Genomic DNA, 17,421 nt, shown 5'->3' with positions numbered 1-17,421 from the left:
GAAGACAGAACTGAGACCAATGCTTATGGTCATAAAAAGTTGCTAACCTAGTCTTTAAGCGTCAAAAAGGCTAGAGTGATGCCCTATTTTTTTACCCCCTACCTCTTAATACACAGGTCATATGCGGGTTCCAGCAGGAGTCATTGAGTACCGTGCCCAAGCCTTTTTACCGTCGATTTTTCCTTTTTAATCCCCGCTTTCTGGCAGCCGCCAGTTTGGCTCTATCACTGATTGTCTTGTTGGCCGTCAATCCGTATAAAAGTCAGGCAGAAATAGAACTACCCAATTTGGGGGATACCAGCTCGGTGATGATTTCACCTGTGCAGGAAAAAATTCTGGGGCAACGTTGGCTCAGGGCTTACCGGAGTCAGGTCCCAACATCATCAGATCCATTGATCATCAACTATCTGGAGCAACTGTTCGGGCGCCTGCTGCCCTATAGCCAATTGGATGATAAGCGGGTAGATCTGGTTGTCGTCGAAAATAACACGCTTAATGCTTTTGCGGTACCCGGCAACGTGATCGGGGTACATACAGGCTTATTGATGTACGCCAAAACCGAGAACCAGCTTGCCGCTGTGATCAGCCATGAAATGGGGCACTTGAGCCAACGACACTACGCGCGCCGCCTTGAACAACAAAAGAAAATGATGATGCCCATGCTGGCTGGTATGTTGGCAGGATTGGTTCTGGCAGCTAATAGCGATAGCGATGCAGGTATGGCAGCCATCATGGGAACCCAGGCTGCAGCACAGCAGGCATCTCTCGCATTTAGCCGTCAAAACGAACAAGAAGCTGACCGTATTGGTATGCAAACCATGGTGCAAGCCGGTCTTGATCCTCATGCGGCGGCAGATATGTTTGAAGAGATGGTACGCGCCAACAGGCTCAATCGTCGGCCACCGGAATACTTACTGACCCACCCGGTAAGCGAAACCCGCGTAGCAGATGCCCGTAACCGTGCAATGCAATATGAACGCAAACCTGTGGAAGATAATCTTGAGTTTCAATTGATGCGCAGCCGTGTCCGGCTAGATGCCGAAGAAACGCCGCAGATTGCCGCGCGCATGTTTAAAAGTGAGCTGGATAAAGAAAGCGCCTATCCTGATGCAAGCCGCTATGGCTGGGCACTGGCATTGATGGAATCGAGCCAATTTGATGCGGCTCGCGACGCTCTTGCGCCACTACTGGAAAAAGATCCAACCCGTATCACCTATCAAATCATGCGTGCCGATATTGAAATTGCTGCTGAACGCTACAAGGCAGGCTTGGATATTATCGAAACACAATTGAAACAATATCCAGATAACTATCCATTGATTATCCGTCACGCCGAAGCGCTGATGAAAGCAGGCATCTACCAACGATGCGCTGAGATTCTGGATCGCTATTCACGCAAGCGTAGCAACGATGATTACGTTTGGTATTTGCTGGCAGAGGTAAACGGTCTGGCCGGGAATATTCTGGGCGTGCACGAAGCGCGTGCTGAGTACTTTATTTTAAATGGTGTTTATGACCGCGCCCAAATCCAATTGCGCAATGCGCTGAAATTAACCCAGGGAAATCATTACCGCACAGCGTTATTAGAAGAGCGCTTGAAGTATGTCGAAGAACAAATGCGCAGCAGTGGTTTTTAATTCTGGCACGCAATCCAATAATGGATCGGTAGCTATTTTCGTCTTCAGTTGATTATTCATTTATCAAGATGGCTGCTTGATCCAACCTGATTCAACAATCCATTCATCGGCATTTAATGCCGCCATAGGGCGGCCTATAAAATATCCTTGCGCTTCATCGCACCCCATTTCCCCCAAGCGAGTCAATAAGGCTTCGTTTTCCACACCTTCAGCCACAACAGTTAGCCCAAGGTTGTGCGCAAGGTTAATCGTAGAGTTAACGATTAACTCATCCTGCAAATCTTCCAACATATTGCGCACAAACGAGTTATCGATTTTTAATGTTTGCACGGGCAAGCGTTTGAGATAAGCCAGCGATGAATAACCCGTACCAAAATCATCGATCGATAAGTGAACTCCCAACTCATGCAAAGCATCCAGATTTCGCAGAGCACGTGTAGGGTCTGTCATGATAGAGCTTTCCGTAATTTCCAGCTCCAAGCGCGCTGCTGGCAGCTTATATTTTGTCAACAAACGCTCAACCAATTTAGGAATATTGTCATCCATTAAGTTACGTGCGGATAAATTGACGGCCACACTCAATGTCATGCACTGATCTTGCCAGCGGCGACATTGCTCTATGGCTTTTTCCAATACCCATGCTGTCAGTTGATGGATCAAGCTGGTCAATTCGGCGATAGGAATAAAATCCCCCGGAGGTACAAAGCCTAACTCTGGATGTATCCAGCGAATTAATGCTTCAAATCCATAACAACGTTTTTCATCCAGACACACTTTGGGTTGATAGTACAAACACAATTGATTTTCGCGGATCGCGCGTCCCAATTCGCTCACTATAGCGAGACGCTTTGCAGAGTGAGGATCATATTCCGGGCTATAAATTGACAAGCCAAGCATTTGGCTTTTAGCGTAATACATAGCGATATCGGCATAGCGCATAAGGCCATGATGGTCTTGAGCTTGCTGGGGCGATATTGCAATACCAATACTTGCAGAAATTTGCGTGGTGAAACCATCAAGGTCAAATTCTTGCGCAAGTGCATCCAGTAAGCGATGACCAAATACAACGGCTTGGTGAGTGCTGCGAATACGCGGCAAAAACACCGCAAATTCATCGCCACCCAAACGCGCCACAGTACCTGGAACCTCTGCCATTTCATGTGCTAAACGCGGGCCAATCAAACGAAGCAATTGATCACCTACATTGTGCCCAAGGGTGTCGTTGATTTCTTTGAAGCGATCAAGATCAATCAACAACAGCGCACTGATTTGATCACTACTGCGCTGCTCAAAGCAGGTTTCCATATCGAAATATAATTTTTCACGATTAGGCAACGACGTGAGTGAGTCATGGAAGGATTGATAGCGTAACTTTTCTTCGTAACGTCGGCGCGCGGTGATGTCTTTTGTCGTTCCCCACACACGCTTGAGCAAACCATCTTCTACAATGCCCGTACAGCAGATTTGAAAATAAAAATTTTTCCCGCGTTCATCCTGTCGCACTATATCGTGATCGATCATTTCATATTGATTGTTCACAAAATAATGAATATCGAACACATAATTAGTTGAACCGCTCTCAACCAACCCCATACCCAAAATATCATCCAGCGATTGCGCCCCCAGCATACCCAGCAAAACCTTATTTGCTTCTACCAAGCGAGCACTGCGAGCTATGCGTTTGACTTGTTCCTCTAATTCCAACACAACAGGTACGGGCGGTTGCATGTCGTAGCACCATATAGCTTCAGAGCTATTGGTAATAAACGCTTTATAACTTGCTTCACTTTCTTGCAGGGCATCGCGCGCGCTTTTCTCGCGCGACAAATCCTGAAGCTGGATTAATACGCGCTCGGTGTTTCCCTGGGAATCACGGATAGGTAAAAAATTTGCACGGAAATATAAATTTTTATCGCAAATAAAACGGCTACGGTGAATATTCCCCAGCGAATAATTCATTTCGACGGTTTGGATTTTCCCTGATTCATACACTGACCTAATCGCTTCATTTAGTTCAGCGTCGGCGCAGACACGCTTGTCACGCAAAATAGAATAAAAACCAGCTGCACTCTCGGCTTGCCTGTGTGACAAATGGAACAGACGCTCCATAGACTGATTCATATGCAGAAGAATACCGTGCTTGTCGGTAATCAAACTGGGGATGGGACTTTCAGCAAATAAACCGGATAATAATTGCAATGCATATTCATCGCCCGGACTTGCCAACCAATGGATTGCACTGACGACCAAGCCTGAAAAACGGCGCCCGCCAATATCTTTATCCAGTTGCAACCGCCCGATAAAACGTACGCGCGGTTCGCCCTCAATACCTATTAACCGGACATCACAGGAACGCAAACGCTCCGTATCCTGATCTTGTGGATCAGAATTAAATGCCTGAAGAAATAAATATCTATCTGCTTTGGACAGAAGCGCCAAAAAATCAGGAAACCGTTCAATCCTGACCAGAGCTGAGGAAAGCGACGCTGCAAATTCAGGGCAAAGGTATAACTCGTCACTGATGACATCCATATTCCAGGAAGCAATGCCCGATGCATCCAGCGCCTTGTCAATAGCCAAGTCGCCGGGCGAATATCCCATTGAATTTCCCGCAACACTGGAATCTTGCATAGTCAATAAAACTGCCCTGCGCCCAAAAAAGACTTATCAAGATCACAGTGTAGCCAAGAATTTTATCGGTGCTCTTCCTGTTGGTAATAGGTCACATCGATTGTGACAAATGTGAAATAGTGCGCCATTTCCAAACACAAGCCGCGTCAGGCAAATGGCTTTTGCAAGGCGAACAATAAAAACCAAAAAAAAGAGTCAATAATGCGGCGGCCGCTCATTACTGATGTCGTCTTCTGCAGCTGCAGGATTACGCTGGATCTCATCAATACGCAGGGCAAGCAAACGTAACTGCTGCTTCAGTTGGATAATCTCTGCATCTTGCCGGGTGATCACCTCATTTAATTGAGTCAGCGTATCTTCCTGATAAGCAATACGGGTTTGTACGTCAATTAATTGTTCTTCAAGATCGGACATTATTTACTCCAGAATACTGTACGCCGCATCAATCAAATGAACGGCACGTTCATCAATTAAAAGCCCCTGCCCCATGCGATGGGTCACATAACCAAATCCCAATTCAAAATCAGGATCGGCAAATCCGATACAACCGCCAGCGCCGGGATGGCCAAAAGCTCGCTGACCACGGCCATAACGACAATCCGCACGATCATGCTGTGACAACATAAATCCATGGCTAAAGCGCAACGGTAAACCCAGAGTGCGGTCATCACTGAAAGTTTGCTCAGCCCAACACAGCGGCAAAAACGATTCATCAAGTAGCTGTTGTTTTGCCCTGGCCAATTCCCCATAGATTGTCGCCAACGCACGGGCATCTGCATGGGCACCGGCGGCGGGAATTTGCGCCTGTCGCCATTCGCGGGAATTAGTCGCGGTCATCAAACTGATAGGGTTGGAGAACGCGCGATTGGTTACTCCGCGCGGGTCAGCTTTCATCAGTTTGCCCAAAGCGATGCTATCAGCCCCCGTGGAACTGGCTGCCGCTCCCAATGAGCGCTTGAGCGGCCCAGTATCGGCAATGGCATCCAGAAGATGATTGGGCACACCAAAATAGCAATTCACACCTAATGGCCGGGCAATGCAAGCCTGGAAATAGTCGTTGAAACTCTCATATCCACTTGCGCGCTTAACCAACTCCCCCAGAATCCAGCCAAACATAAATGGCGAATAGCCTTGCGCGGTGCCCGGCTCCCACCAAGGCGATTCTGCCGCAGCAACTTGTGTAATCACATCCCAATCAAAAATCTGGTCATTGGCGATATGCTGATGGAAGGCCGACAACCCGGCGCGATGACACAGAAGTTGGCGCACAGTAATAGCGTGTTTATCCGCTTGAGCAAACTCAGGCCATAAGGTTGCAACAGGCTCATCCAACTGTAGCTTGCCTTTGGCAACCAACTGCAAAACACAGAGTGCAACCAAGCCCTTACCTGCAGAGAAAATATTGACGAGCGTGTCCTCGCTCCAATCCGCTCTCTCCACACCCGCCAGCTTGTTACTGCGTTGACCAGCCCAGATATTCACGACCAACTCACCACGATGTACCAGTGCTATGCCTGCGCCTTCTTCGCCACGATCGAAGTTTGCGATAAACACATCCACCACCGGTTGCCACATGGGTAACCAATTGCCTTTGATTTCAATTGTCATAAGCTGACCTCGCCAAAATATGTCGCGCATTCTAACAGCCCCAGCAGTTAGAATTGGCAGCAGTAGAGAGAGGATTTAACGATGAGCAATAACAAAAATTCCCGTTTGGTTTACTCAACCGATACCGGTCGCATTAAAGAAGAAAAGCCTGCAGCCAGTATTCCGCAGGGCGACGGCATAGTACGTATCCGCCGCGAAACTGCTGGCCGAAACGGTAAAGGCGTAACAACCATCACCGGTGTACCACTCGATGAAGCCAAACTCAAAGACCTTGCCAAAGCTTTGAAAGTCACTTGTGGCGTAGGCGGATCCGTGAAAGATGGCGTAATTGAAATCCAGGGCGATCAGCGTGACAAGATTAAAGCTGAACTGGAAAAACGTGGCTTCACAGTGAAGTTAGCAGGTGGTTGAACGTGGACGAATTCCCCTTTGATCCCCAACTGCTTAAAGAGTTAGTCACAACGCCAATGCCCTACGGCAAATATGCCGGCCATGTGATCGCCGATATTCCCGAACACTACCTGATGTGGATGGGGCGAGAAGGATTCCCTAAAGGTAAGCTCGGTCAATTATTGGGGCTAATGTATGAAATCCGCTTGAATGGATTAGAGCCCCTGTTAAAGCCGTTACGATAACGCCAATCGCTGGCCTATTTCTTGCAAAACCCCTGTCATCGAACCAAAACCGCCGTTTTTCTGACAGAGGGCAAACCAAATGGATAGCGAGCTTTTTCTACAAATTACCGACACTTCCTTAAAAATTGGTTTGGGCGCACTGATCGCCGCCGTTACCGCATGGGTAGTGCTGCGCCGCAGTGCGCCGCAGCAATCCAACAGCCTGCGTGACAATCGCCGTTTGCAGATACTGGAAGAAGTCTCAACCCAGGTGGGCACGGTTACCCATATCTTTGCCAAATATTCGTCACTGGTAGTAGAGTCCATCCAGTTCGGCGACCGTTGGCCGCAGGCTCGCCGTATCGAGCTGGAAAGCGTCAATACCGAGTTGGTTGCCGAGTTCAAAAAATTGGCGGAAGCAGAAGCCAGACTGTTAATGCTGGGCGAAAAAAATCTGGAGCGCAGCTTGCGTTTGTACGGCGCTAAAATCGCTGTATACCGCAAACAAGTTTATGTTGGCCGCAAGGATATTTCCCTGGAGCAGATCACTGCGTTGAAAAACGCCATCACCCAAGTGCGCGAGCAGTTCTACGATATGTTGAGCCGCAAGTATGACCGTCTACTCGCCAGCGCCTAAACCTGCTGATCATTTACATACAACGCCCGCTTGTGCGGGCGTTGTTGTTTATGGATTTTAAACGCGCTATAAAAAGTGGAACACCGCTACAGGAGATTGCTATGCTGCGCCGCTTTCCCTACCTCATCATCACAGGTTTACTATTGCTTATGTCCAACCTCACCTTCGCGAATGACATTTGGATCGACGTCCGCACTACCGATGAATTTAATGCAGGTCACATTGAGGGGGCGAAACACATCCCTTATGAGGAAATCGCTGCGCGTATCGACGAAGTCACCACAGACAAAGATGCAACCATCCGCCTTTATTGCCGCTCAGGTAACCGTTCTGGTATCGCCCTGCAAACCCTGCAAGCCATAGGTTTTAAAAACGCAGTCAATGAAGGCGGATACGAAGCACTTCTGCAAAAACAAGCCAGCCAATAATCGTCCAAATTAATGCTGTCTCACCAGCCGCGATTCTGGGACAATAGCGGCTGGTTTAATTCCCTCGATTGCAGTCCCTATGAATACCGCCAAACACCTGTTTTCCTATACCAAACCCAATATTCACTCCCAGGCGAAAACCTATAAGCCCGCGCCATTTTTGCCAATGAGCAGACAAGAAATGGACAAGCTGGGCTGGGACACCTGCGACATTATCATCGTTTGTGGTGATGCCTATGTTGATCACCCCAGTTTTGGTATGGCGGTGATCGGGCGCTTTTTGGAATCGCAAGGGTTCCGGGTAGGCATCATCGCCCAACCGGACTGGAAAAGTGCCGAGCCATTCAAGGCACTGGGGAAGCCCAACCTGTTTTTTGGTGTCAGCGCGGGCAATATGGACTCCTTGATCAACCGCTACACCTCTGATTTGCGCTTGCGTTCGGACGATGCCTATACCCCGGGCGGCCAAGGCGGCAAACGTCCTGACCGCGCCGTCACCGTTTATAGTCAGCGCTGCAAAGAAGCCTACAAAGATGTGCCAATTGTGCTCGGTGGTATTGAGGCCAGCCTGCGCCGTATCGCCCAATACGATTACTGGAGCAACGAAGTGCGCCGCTCGGTCTTGATCGATGCGACGGCGGATATTTTGTTATACGGCAACGCCGAGCGCGCGATTGCCGAAGTCGCCCACTCGCTCGCCGCAGGCAAGAATATTAAAGAGCTGGATAGTATTCGTGGCACCGTTGTTATCAAAAAAGAACCACCCGTTGGTTGGACGGAAATTGACTCCACACGCATCGACTGGCCAGGCAATATCGATAAATTGCCCAACCCTTATGAATACCAACACAACACCAAATCTGTTGTGGATGCGGCGCAAACTGATATCAATAATTCGCAAATTGGTTTACGCCAACTCGACCCGGAAACAATGGCGGAACAAATCGCGGCATTGAATCCGGAAGCTGCCGAACAATTAAAGACGCAAGGCTGCCCTGCACAAGGTATTGAGAGCGAAAAAGCTTTCGACCCCAATGAGCCGCAACCGATTCGTATTATTCCCATGCCGTTGCAAAACCGCAGTGAAATGATGGATGCCGAAAAAGTGTATGTGCGCCTGCCCTCTTTCGATAAAGTGCGCAAAGACCCGGTTCTCTATGCACATGCATCGAGGGTGTTGCATCAAGAGGCAAACCCATTTAACGCGCGCCCGATGATTCAAAAACACGAGAACCGCGAAGTCTGGATTAACCCGCCACCGATTCCACTCGAAACCGATGAGCTGGATGGCGTATTTGATTTGCCTTATGCGCGCGTGCCGCATCCAATTTACGGCAAACAAAAAATCCCCGCCTACGAGATGATTAAAACCTCAGTGAATATTATGCGCGGTTGTTTTGGCGGCTGTACCTTTTGCTCAATCACCGAGCACGAAGGTCGCATCATCCAGAGCCGCTCGCAGGAATCAATCCTCAAGGAAATTGAAGACATCCGCGATAAAGTGCCTGGTTTTACTGGCCATATTTCTGATCTCGGCGGGCCTACAGCAAACATGTATCGCCTTACTTGTAAAGATATGCCAACGCTTAGCAAATGCCGTCGCTTGTCGTGTGTGCATCCAACTATTTGCAAAAATCTGACGACAAGTCACAAGCACACAACAAATTTGTATCGTGAAGCACGCAAAATTCGCGGTGTACATACAGTCTCTATCGCCTCGGGATTGCGTTACGATTTAGCGGTACAGGATCCTGAGTACGTTAAAGAATTGGTCACCCACCACGTGGGGGGGTATTTGAAAATTGCACCAGAGCACACTGAAGATAATGTGCTTGCGCAAATGATGAAACCCAAAATGAGCAGCTACTACGAGTTCAAACGCATGTTTGATAAGTTCTCGAAAGAAGCAGGCAAAGAACAGTTTTTAATTCCGTATTTTATCGCGGCACACCCGGGTACTCGCGATGAGGACATGCTCAATCTTGCACTCTGGTTAAAGAAAAATAATTTTGAAGTGGATCAAGTGCAAACTTTTTATCCATCGCCAATGTCATTGGCGACAGCTATGTATGTGAGCGAACGCAATCCGCTGAAAAAATTAACGTACAAGGGCAGTAAAATTGCTATCCCTCGCGGCATAGAACAGCGTCGCTTGCAAAAAGCGCTGTTGCGTTATCACGATCCTGCCAACTGGCCAATCATTCGCGAAGCCTTGCGTAAAATGCGCAAACCGCATTTGATTGGCAGCAGCGTATCGGCATTGATTCCCGATGAAAAAAGTGAAGCAAGTTTTGGTAAACGCACTGGGCATAATCCAAATGCCCGCGCACAACAAACCAAAGCTCGCACTGGAAAATCTTATGCGTCTGTAAAAGCGGTAGGCGTTAATTCGCCTAAATCAGTAGCAAAACCCGCAGCCAAAGCATTTGGTGACAAATTTGAAAGTGCGAAAAAATTCAACGCGCAAAATACCGCCGCAACAAAATCAAGTCAGAAACCGGCAGTATCTGGTGGCGTGAAAAAAGCGCCGGGGCAATCCCATCATAAATCTGGCAAGCCCAAACGCTAGCATCGCATCCATCATAAATAGTAAACATAAAAAAACCGCTGATTTTTCATCAGCGGTTTTTTATGTTCTTAGCTTGCAACTTATTGGTTATGCCATTTATGTATTAGTTGCCATAACTCATCAAGCGCTGGTAACGGTGCTCAAGCAGAGCATCAATAGGTTCTTTGCTCAAACGATCCACTTGAGAAATCAGACGCTCCTGCAGTTTTTTCGCCATCTCATCCACATTGCGATGTGCACCACCGAGTGGCTCAGGAATAGTTTCATCCACAATACCCAGGTCCTGAAGCACCTTAGAGGTAACGCCCATTGCTTGAGCCGCTTCTGGTGCCTTGGCAACGGTTTTCCAAATAATGTTGGCGCAACCTTCTGGCGAGATCACAAAGTACGTAGAGTACTGAAGCATATTCAAGTGGTCGCCTACACCAATTGCCAGCGCGCCACCTGAAGAACCTTCTCCAATAACGGTACAAATAATCGGTGTACGCAAACGAGACATAACGGCGAGGTTTTGGGCAATCGATTCAGAAATACCACGCTCTTCAGAATCGATCCCAGGATATGCACCGGGAGTATCAATCAGGGTCAGAACCGGAAGATTGAAACGCTCAGCCATTTCCATCAACCGCAGCGCCTTACGATAACCTTCAGGGCGCGGCATCCCAAAGTTGCGCATTACTTTCTCATGCACACTGCGCCCTTTCTCTTCACCGATAACCATTACCGGCTTTCCATCCAAGCGCGCCACTCCACCGATAATCGCTCGGTCATCACCAAAGTGACGGTCACCATGTAGCTCGTCAAAATCGGTAAATACCCGGGAAATATAATCAGAGGTGTAAGGGCGCAACGGATGACGGGCTACCTTTACGATGTCCCATGCGGTCAGTTTGGAATAGATGGTTTCTGTGAGTTTGGTGCTCTTTTCACGCAGTTTGGCGACTTCATCAGCGATGTTCACATCGGAGCTGTTGCCAACCAGCTGCAACTCTTCAATCTTGCCTTCAAGTTCGGCGATGGGCTGTTCAAAATCCAGATAATTCAGATTCATAGCGAGCTCTTGATCCGGGTAGGAAACTACCATTTTGACTTATGGGGTAAGTGCAATCACCTGATTTGGCGTTTTTCTAACCATATTAACAGGCAGCACAATTGGGTCGCTACCTTACGCGAAAAGGGCAATTTAGTCGATCTTTTCCAGTGAAAATGAAGGGTACCAGAACCAATGTGGTTCTGGGTAAGGGGTCTCAGGATCCACAGAGGTTATTGCAACGAATCCTGTATCAATGAAAATTGGGGACGTTCCCTGGCAGGCGAGAAATAAGCACCATTATGAAATTTCAATGCTTCCAGAATATGGCGACGATTAATTAACCCCACCAACTTACCCTGCTCTACCACAGGATAATTTTTGGGCTTATTCCCTAACATAGTCTCAGCAATTTCCAGAATACTGGTTTCCGGACTCACGCAAAGGACATCACGCCGCATAATGCTCGTCACTGGTGCGGACTCCTCCGCATAAAAAGTACTATTCAGCATTTCCTTCATACAATCCTGTTCAGATACAAACCCGATTACACCCAGTGATTCATCCACTACGGGCGCACCAGTAATATTCCATTTGCATAAATGCTCAACCACATCGCGGACACTCGCATTTGCCTTAATTGCCTGCACATTGGCTTGCATAAAATCTTTAACGAGAATAGATGACATGTTACTGCACTCCTCATTCAGTTTTTACACCTGTTTATGACAGTGTAGATGCTGAAAATAGCCTCAAGAGACAGAAAAGATCTTTCAGTCCCCCAGATTTATATCGACTATTTCTAAGGAAAATAACTGAACAGTGCAATTCATCGCCAATAAAAAAGGCCGCGTACTGCGGCCTTTAAATCACATCAATTTTTTAATAAACCAATTTTACTTTAGTGCGACCATAGCTATCGCGTAAGCGCTGCAGTAATTCATCTTCAGGGCGGATATTCCACTGATTGCCAAATCGTAATTGTGCCCGCGCATCACTACGCACATAATCAACAACAATGGCGCAACGCGCTTCTTGCTGCGGCGATTGGCGATAAGGATCCAACATATCCATTAGTTCGCGCGAAAAATTTGCAGACAATACGCCAGACTCCAATTCCAACCACAGCTCTCGCACTTTTTCCTGTCGCACATCTTCTAACAAGCGCACCGATTCAGCGCTCATCTTCAGCATACCACTAAAATCGTCATATCTTACTTGTCCATTGATTACCAACAATCCATCTTTTGCCAAAACATCGCGCGCATTATTAAATGTCTCTGCAAACAAGGTGACATCCATACGACCGGTGCGGTCATCCAATGTCAGAATCGCCATATTATCGCCGCGCTTGGTTTTAACGATACGCTGGGAAATAACCAATCCTGAAATGGTTTGCGCTGATTTTTCCGGTTTCAAGTTGGCGATACGCGAGCTTACCAAATGCGTCAGTTCGCTTTCATATTCATCAATTGGATGGCCAGTAAGATACAAACCCAAGGTTTCTTTTTCAGCATGTAAACGTTCTTTCATTGTCCATGTGCGCGTACGGCAAAAATCTGCATACACATCTTTAGTTGATTGCTCTTCTGCAATCACAGCACCAAATAAATCCATCATGCCTGCATTGGAGTTCGCCGTTGCTTGCTCAGCCGTTTTAACGGCTTCACCCATAGAGGAAAACATAACGGCACGGTCGTGATCAATTAAATGACCAGGGGAATTGTAAGTCGGCCCCAAGCTATCGGCTGCGCCAGAACGAATAATCGCTTCCAATGCTCGCTTGTTTACTTTGCGCGGATCAACACGCGCACAGAAATCAAATAAATCTTTAAACGGGCCGCCTTCATTACGTGCAGCAATAATGGATTCAACTGGCCCTTCACCCAAACCTTTAATAGCACCCAAGCCGTAAATAATTCGCCCAGCATCATCAACTGTAAAATGAAACTCACCAGAGTTAACATCCGGCGGCAACAATTTTAACTTCATGGTACGACATTCTTCGATAAAGGTAACTACTTTATCGGTTTTATCCATGTCCGACGACATAGTCGCCGCCATAAAATGTGCTGGATAATGGGCTTTTAGCCAAGCCGTTTGATAAGAAACGATTGCGTAAGCAGCTGAGTGGGATTTGTTAAAACCATAACCGGCAAATTTTTCCACCAAGTCAAAAATTTTAATCGCCAATTCCGGATCAACGCCCTGATTTTTTGCACCCTCCTCAAATACAGCACGCTGCTTGGCCATCTCTTCCGGTTTTTTCTTACCCATCGCACGGCGCAACATATCTGCACCACCCAAGGTATAACCCGCGAGCACCTGCGCAATTTGCATAACTTGCTCTTGATAAACAATAACGCCGTAAGTTGGCTCAAGAACCGGCTTTAAACTGGAATGTTGAAATTTTGCATCGGGATAGGCCACCTGCGCACGACCGTGTTTACGATTGATAAAGTCATCCACCATCCCCGACTCCAAAGGGCCGGGGCGAAAGAGTGCTACCAGTGCAATCAGGTCTTCAATATTGTCAGGCTGCAAACGTTTAATCAGATCTTTCATGCCGCGCGATTCCAACTGGAATACCGCAGTAGTCTCTGCACGTTTTAATAATTTGAATGTGGCTGAATCATCGAGCGGAATTGCACTGATATCGAGCGGAGGCTCGCCTTTTTTTAGGCGCTGTTTATCGATCATGATACGCGCCCAATCGATAATAGTCAGCGTGCGTAAACCGAGGAAGTCAAACTTTACGAGCCCTGCTTCTTCTACATCACCCTTATCAAATTGGGTAACAAGGCCACCACCAGTTTCATCACAATACAGTGGAGAAAAATCGGTCAGCTTTGTTGGCGCAATAACAACACCACCCGCATGTTTACCAACGTTACGAGTGAGGCCTTCGAGCTGTACTGCCATCTCCCAAATTTCACCGGCATCGCCATCGACTGCAATAAATTCTTTTAATTGCGGCTCTTCTTCCAGTGCTTGCGCAAGCGTCATCCCAGGGGTAGGAGGAATCATTTTGGATAACTTATCAGCAAGACCGTAAGATTTGCCTTGCACGCGCGCCACATCGCGTACTACTGCTTTTGCAGCCATGGTACCGAAGGTAATAATCTGGCTAACCGCATCACGTCCATAGTTGTCAGCAACGTATGAAATCACCTTATCGCGGTTATCCATGCAGAAGTCGATATCAAAGTCGGGCATAGAAACCCGTTCAGGATTTAGAAAACGTTCGAAAAGCAAATCGTATTCCAGAGGATCAAGATCAGTAATTTTCAACGAATAAGCAACTAATGATCCTGCACCCGATCCACGACCCGGCCCTACGGGAATATCGTGGTCTTTGGCCCATTGAATAAAGTCCATAACAATAAGGAAGTAACCAGGAAAACCCATCTGGTTAATAATATCTAATTCAAAATTTAATCGGTCTTCGTAAACCTTCCGCCGCTCCATATAATTATCGGCAGATTTATCAAGAATTCGTTCCAACCGTTCGTCCAATCCTTTATGCGAAATTTGACGAAAGAATTCTGCTTCGGTTAAACCTTCTGGCACCGGATATTCAGGTAAAAAATATTTACCCATTTGAATATTGATGGTGCAACGCTTGGCAATTTCAATTGTGTTGGCAATAGCTTCCGGGATATCACTAAAAAGCTCTGCCATTTCTTCGGCAGAACGCAAATATTGCTGGTCGCTGTAGCGACGCTCACGGCGGGGATCATCCAATGTACGCCCTTCACCAATACAAACGCGCGCCTCATGGACTTCAAATTCGTTTTGCTTGAGAAAACGTACATCGTTAGTTGCCACTACCGGACAATTAAACTCTGCCGCAAGAGCCACTGCTGCATGCAAATAATTTTCATCGTTTTCCCGGCCAGTGCGCTGCAATTCCAAATAAAAGCGATTGGGAAACTCTTGCATCCACGCTTGTAACAATTCTCCCGCTTGTGCACTGCGCCCTCCCAGCAACGCCATTCCTACATCACCCAATTTCCCACCTGAAAGTGCGATAACACCTTCACTGTGCTGGCTGATCCAGTCGCGCTGAAGATACGCTATGCCCTGCTGCTGCCCTTGTCGCCACCCAAGGGAAATCAATTCGATAATATTTTTGTAACCTTTATCATTCATCGCCAACAAAGTAATCAGCGTGGGTTTTCCTTCCGAGTCATTACTGGCAATCCAAAAATCACTTCCTGCAATGGGTTTTATACCTGCACCTTGTGCAGCTTTATAAAACTTAATTAACCCATAAAAATTTGTCTGATCGGTAATTGCGCAAGCAGGCATATTTAATTCAGCAACACGTTTCACTAACGATTTGATTCGCACCAAACTATCGCTCAGTGAGAACTCGGTGTGTAAACGCAAATGGACAAAATTAGCAGCTGGCATAATTAACTTCTAAAAATGAATGGGCTAAAACAATGCTATTTGTTCAATTTTGGATTTTACAGGAGCATAGGATGTTCGATGTATAGGCGTAACACCTAAACGATCCAACGCTTCCATATGAACTTTGGTGGGGTATCCTTTATGATCAGCAAAACCATATCCAGGATATATTTTATCCAGCTCAATCATTTCACGGTCGCGCGTTACTTTGGCGAGTATGGATGCAGCACTAATCGCAGCAACACGACTATCGCCCTTCACGACAGCCTCAGCAGGATAATGCCATTTAGGTAATTTATTACCATCAACCAGAACATGCTCAGGCTGAATATGTAAACCTTGAACGGCACGGGTCATTGCTAACAAACTGGCTTGTAAAATATTAATTTTATCGATTTCTGAAACAGAAGCTCGTGAAATACACCAGCTTTTTGCTTTTTGTTGTATCTCGTCAAATAACAGTTCGCGTTTTTTTTCAGTCAGTTTTTTTGAATCATCCAATCCAATAATCGGATTATCGGGATCAAGAATAACGGCAGCGGCGACAACATCACCAGCTAAAGGCCCTCGCCCCACCTCATCACAACCCGCGCAAAGAAGTCCATGATAAACACTAACAAAAGGCTCTAGCACTGCAGCACCTGTACCATATTGAATAAGTGAGAATTAATTTTTAATGATTAGTTTGGCAATAGCATCCGCGGCACGTGCACTGGCATCACGTTTTAATTCACTGTGCATCTGCATAAATGTTTGAGTTAATTCAATAGCATCATCAGGATTTTCAAAGTAGTTCATTACTGCGGCACTTAATGCTTCAGGAGTTGCCTTATCTTGTAACAATTCCGGCACTAACATTTTTTGTGCAAGCAAATTCGGCAGTGAAACCCAAGGAGTTTTTACCAACCAGGATAAAATCTTAAACGTGAGCGGTGCCATTTTGTAAGCAACAACCATTGGCTTCTTCAACAATAACGCCTCCAGCGTTACTGTTCCCGACGCAAGTAGCACAACATCTGCTGCCGCCATAGCTTCATGGGAATGCCCATTGATAAGTTCAATGGGGAAATCAACATAATCATTTAACTCGATATGCAGCTGACGATAACGATCTGGGCTAGCGGCTGGGATAATAAATTGCAGACTGGGATCTTGCTCAAGACAATAAACCGCAGTACGCATGAACAACTCACCCATGCGCTCGACCTCACTGGCCCTACTGCCCGGCAAAAGCGCAACTATCCGCCCCTCTTCAGGTAAGTCCAGAGTTTTTCGCGCGGCTACTTTATCGACAGCCAATGGAATTTCATCTGCCAGATGATGCCCAACAAACTCTACCGGGACATTATGTTTATGATAGAACTTTGCCTCAAATGGAAGCAGAGTAAGCATCAAGTCCACTGCACGAGCGATTTTTAATACACGCTTTTGTCGCCAAGCCCATACAGACGGACTCACATAATGAACAGTTTTGATTCCACTCTGCTTGAGAGCAGCCTCAAGAGAAATTGTAAAATCAGGCGAGTCGATTCCAATAAATACAGCCGGGGGATTTGCAATAAAGTGGTCGCGCAAAAATTTACGAATGCGCAATAATTCAGGCAAACGTTTGAGTGGTTCGATCAAACCCATCACCGCGAGACGGTCTTGTGGGAAATAGGAATGAAAGCCTTGCGCCAACATGCGAGGGCCACCGATTCCGGAAAACTCAGCATTTGGGAAGTGGCTCCTCAGCTCTTGCATTAAAGCTGCGCCAAGAATATCGCCAGAGGCTTCTCCGACAACAATACCTATATGTATGTGATCAGACATGCAGCCCTCCGTTTTTAGATGTTATAACAAACGTGGAGT

The 17,421-nt window shown here is 46.9% G+C and carries 14 protein-coding genes; 6 read left to right on the top strand and 8 right to left on the bottom strand.

Annotated features, from left to right (window positions below; all coding sequences use genetic code 11):
* Window positions 1-152 precede the first annotated feature (152 nt).
* Complete coding sequence (locus B2739_RS14115) at window positions 153-1,637, top strand: M48 family metalloprotease (protein ID WP_331346491.1); 1,485 nt, start codon at window positions 153-155, stop codon at window positions 1,635-1,637.
* A 63-nt stretch (window positions 1,638-1,700) separates the two neighbouring features.
* Here the strand turns inward: B2739_RS14115 and B2739_RS14110 are convergent, their stop codons facing one another.
* From B2739_RS14110 to B2739_RS14100, 3 genes are all read right to left on the bottom strand, one after another.
* A complete protein-coding gene (locus B2739_RS14110) occupies window positions 1,701-4,268 on the bottom strand; it encodes a sensor domain-containing protein (RefSeq protein ID WP_331346490.1) in 2,568 nt (855 codons plus the stop codon).
* Between the two features lie 195 nt (window positions 4,269-4,463).
* Entirely contained in the window at window positions 4,464-4,682 is a 219-nt protein-coding gene (locus B2739_RS14105; RefSeq protein WP_331346489.1) for a SlyX family protein, read from the bottom strand.
* A 3-nt stretch (window positions 4,683-4,685) separates the two neighbouring features.
* On the bottom strand, window positions 4,686-5,876 hold the full coding sequence (locus B2739_RS14100) for a serine hydrolase domain-containing protein (protein WP_331346488.1): 1,191 nt from the start codon (window positions 5,874-5,876) through the stop codon (window positions 4,686-4,688).
* An 81-nt stretch (window positions 5,877-5,957) separates the two neighbouring features.
* Here B2739_RS14100 and yciH point away from each other — a divergent pair, with 81 nt between their 5' ends.
* The 5 genes from yciH (at window position 5,958) to B2739_RS14075 (ending at window position 10,124) form a co-directional block, all read left to right on the top strand.
* Window positions 5,958-6,287, top strand: a complete 330-nt coding sequence (yciH, locus tag B2739_RS14095; protein WP_331346487.1) for a stress response translation initiation inhibitor YciH — start codon at window positions 5,958-5,960, stop codon at window positions 6,285-6,287.
* A gap of 2 nt (window positions 6,288-6,289) precedes the next feature.
* Window positions 6,290-6,511 carry a DUF3820 family protein gene (locus tag B2739_RS14090; protein ID WP_049629270.1) on the top strand — a complete coding sequence of 74 codons (222 nt, stop codon included), beginning with the start codon at window positions 6,290-6,292 and terminating at the stop codon, window positions 6,509-6,511.
* 79 nt (window positions 6,512-6,590) lie between these two features.
* Window positions 6,591-7,127 (top strand): energy transducer TonB, encoded by a 537-nt coding sequence (locus B2739_RS14085; protein WP_331346486.1) that lies wholly within the window; start codon window positions 6,591-6,593, stop codon window positions 7,125-7,127.
* Between the two features lie 101 nt (window positions 7,128-7,228).
* Window positions 7,229-7,555: a rhodanese-like domain-containing protein gene (locus tag B2739_RS14080; RefSeq protein ID WP_331346485.1), complete on the top strand. Its 327-nt coding sequence runs from the start codon at window positions 7,229-7,231 to the stop codon at window positions 7,553-7,555.
* A 79-nt stretch (window positions 7,556-7,634) separates the two neighbouring features.
* Window positions 7,635-10,124, top strand: a complete 2,490-nt coding sequence (locus B2739_RS14075) for a YgiQ family radical SAM protein (RefSeq protein ID WP_414633229.1) — start codon at window positions 7,635-7,637, stop codon at window positions 10,122-10,124.
* Between the two features lie 103 nt (window positions 10,125-10,227).
* Here B2739_RS14075 and B2739_RS14070 read toward each other — a convergent pair whose 3' ends face one another.
* The 5 genes from B2739_RS14070 to lpxB form a co-directional block, all read right to left on the bottom strand.
* Complete coding sequence (locus tag B2739_RS14070) at window positions 10,228-11,175, bottom strand: acetyl-CoA carboxylase carboxyltransferase subunit alpha (RefSeq protein ID WP_331346484.1); 948 nt, start codon at window positions 11,173-11,175, stop codon at window positions 10,228-10,230.
* A gap of 212 nt (window positions 11,176-11,387) precedes the next feature.
* Complete coding sequence (locus B2739_RS14065) at window positions 11,388-11,843, bottom strand: CBS domain-containing protein (protein WP_331346483.1); 456 nt, start codon at window positions 11,841-11,843, stop codon at window positions 11,388-11,390.
* Window positions 11,844-12,036: 193 nt separating this feature from the next.
* On the bottom strand, window positions 12,037-15,570 hold the full coding sequence (dnaE, locus tag B2739_RS14060) for a DNA polymerase III subunit alpha (RefSeq protein WP_331346482.1): 3,534 nt from the start codon (window positions 15,568-15,570) through the stop codon (window positions 12,037-12,039).
* A gap of 24 nt (window positions 15,571-15,594) precedes the next feature.
* On the bottom strand, window positions 15,595-16,203 hold the full coding sequence (gene rnhB, locus B2739_RS14055; protein WP_331346481.1) for a ribonuclease HII: 609 nt from the start codon (window positions 16,201-16,203) through the stop codon (window positions 15,595-15,597).
* A 33-nt stretch (window positions 16,204-16,236) separates the two neighbouring features.
* Window positions 16,237-17,382, bottom strand: a complete 1,146-nt coding sequence (gene lpxB / locus B2739_RS14050) for a lipid-A-disaccharide synthase (RefSeq protein ID WP_331346480.1) — start codon at window positions 17,380-17,382, stop codon at window positions 16,237-16,239.
* Window positions 17,383-17,421: the final 39 nt, after the last annotated feature.

The organism is Cellvibrio sp. UBA7661 (assembly GCA_002483365.1).
GTDB lineage: Bacteria > Pseudomonadota > Gammaproteobacteria > Pseudomonadales > Cellvibrionaceae > Cellvibrio.
This window is presented reverse-complemented; position numbering and strand designations above follow the sequence as displayed.

Coding starts and splice junctions, on each gene's coding strand:
- B2739_RS14110 (WP_331346490.1), bottom strand. CDS start 4,268: ATGCAAGATTCCAGTGTTGCGGGAAATTCAATGGGATATTCGCCCGGC.
- B2739_RS14105 (WP_331346489.1), bottom strand. CDS start 4,682: ATGTCCGATCTTGAAGAACAATTAATTGACGTACAAACCCGTATTGCT.
- B2739_RS14100 (WP_331346488.1), bottom strand. CDS start 5,876: ATGACAATTGAAATCAAAGGCAATTGGTTACCCATGTGGCAACCGGTG.
- yciH (WP_331346487.1), top strand. CDS start 5,958: ATGAGCAATAACAAAAATTCCCGTTTGGTTTACTCAACCGATACCGGT.
- B2739_RS14085 (WP_331346486.1), top strand. CDS start 6,591: ATGGATAGCGAGCTTTTTCTACAAATTACCGACACTTCCTTAAAAATT.
- B2739_RS14080 (WP_331346485.1), top strand. CDS start 7,229: ATGCTGCGCCGCTTTCCCTACCTCATCATCACAGGTTTACTATTGCTT.
- B2739_RS14075 (WP_414633229.1), top strand. CDS start 7,635: ATGAATACCGCCAAACACCTGTTTTCCTATACCAAACCCAATATTCAC.
- B2739_RS14070 (WP_331346484.1), bottom strand. CDS start 11,175: ATGAATCTGAATTATCTGGATTTTGAACAGCCCATCGCCGAACTTGAA.
- B2739_RS14065 (WP_331346483.1), bottom strand. CDS start 11,843: ATGTCATCTATTCTCGTTAAAGATTTTATGCAAGCCAATGTGCAGGCA.
- dnaE (WP_331346482.1), bottom strand. CDS start 15,570: ATGCCAGCTGCTAATTTTGTCCATTTGCGTTTACACACCGAGTTCTCA.
- lpxB (WP_331346480.1), bottom strand. CDS start 17,382: ATGTCTGATCACATACATATAGGTATTGTTGTCGGAGAAGCCTCTGGC.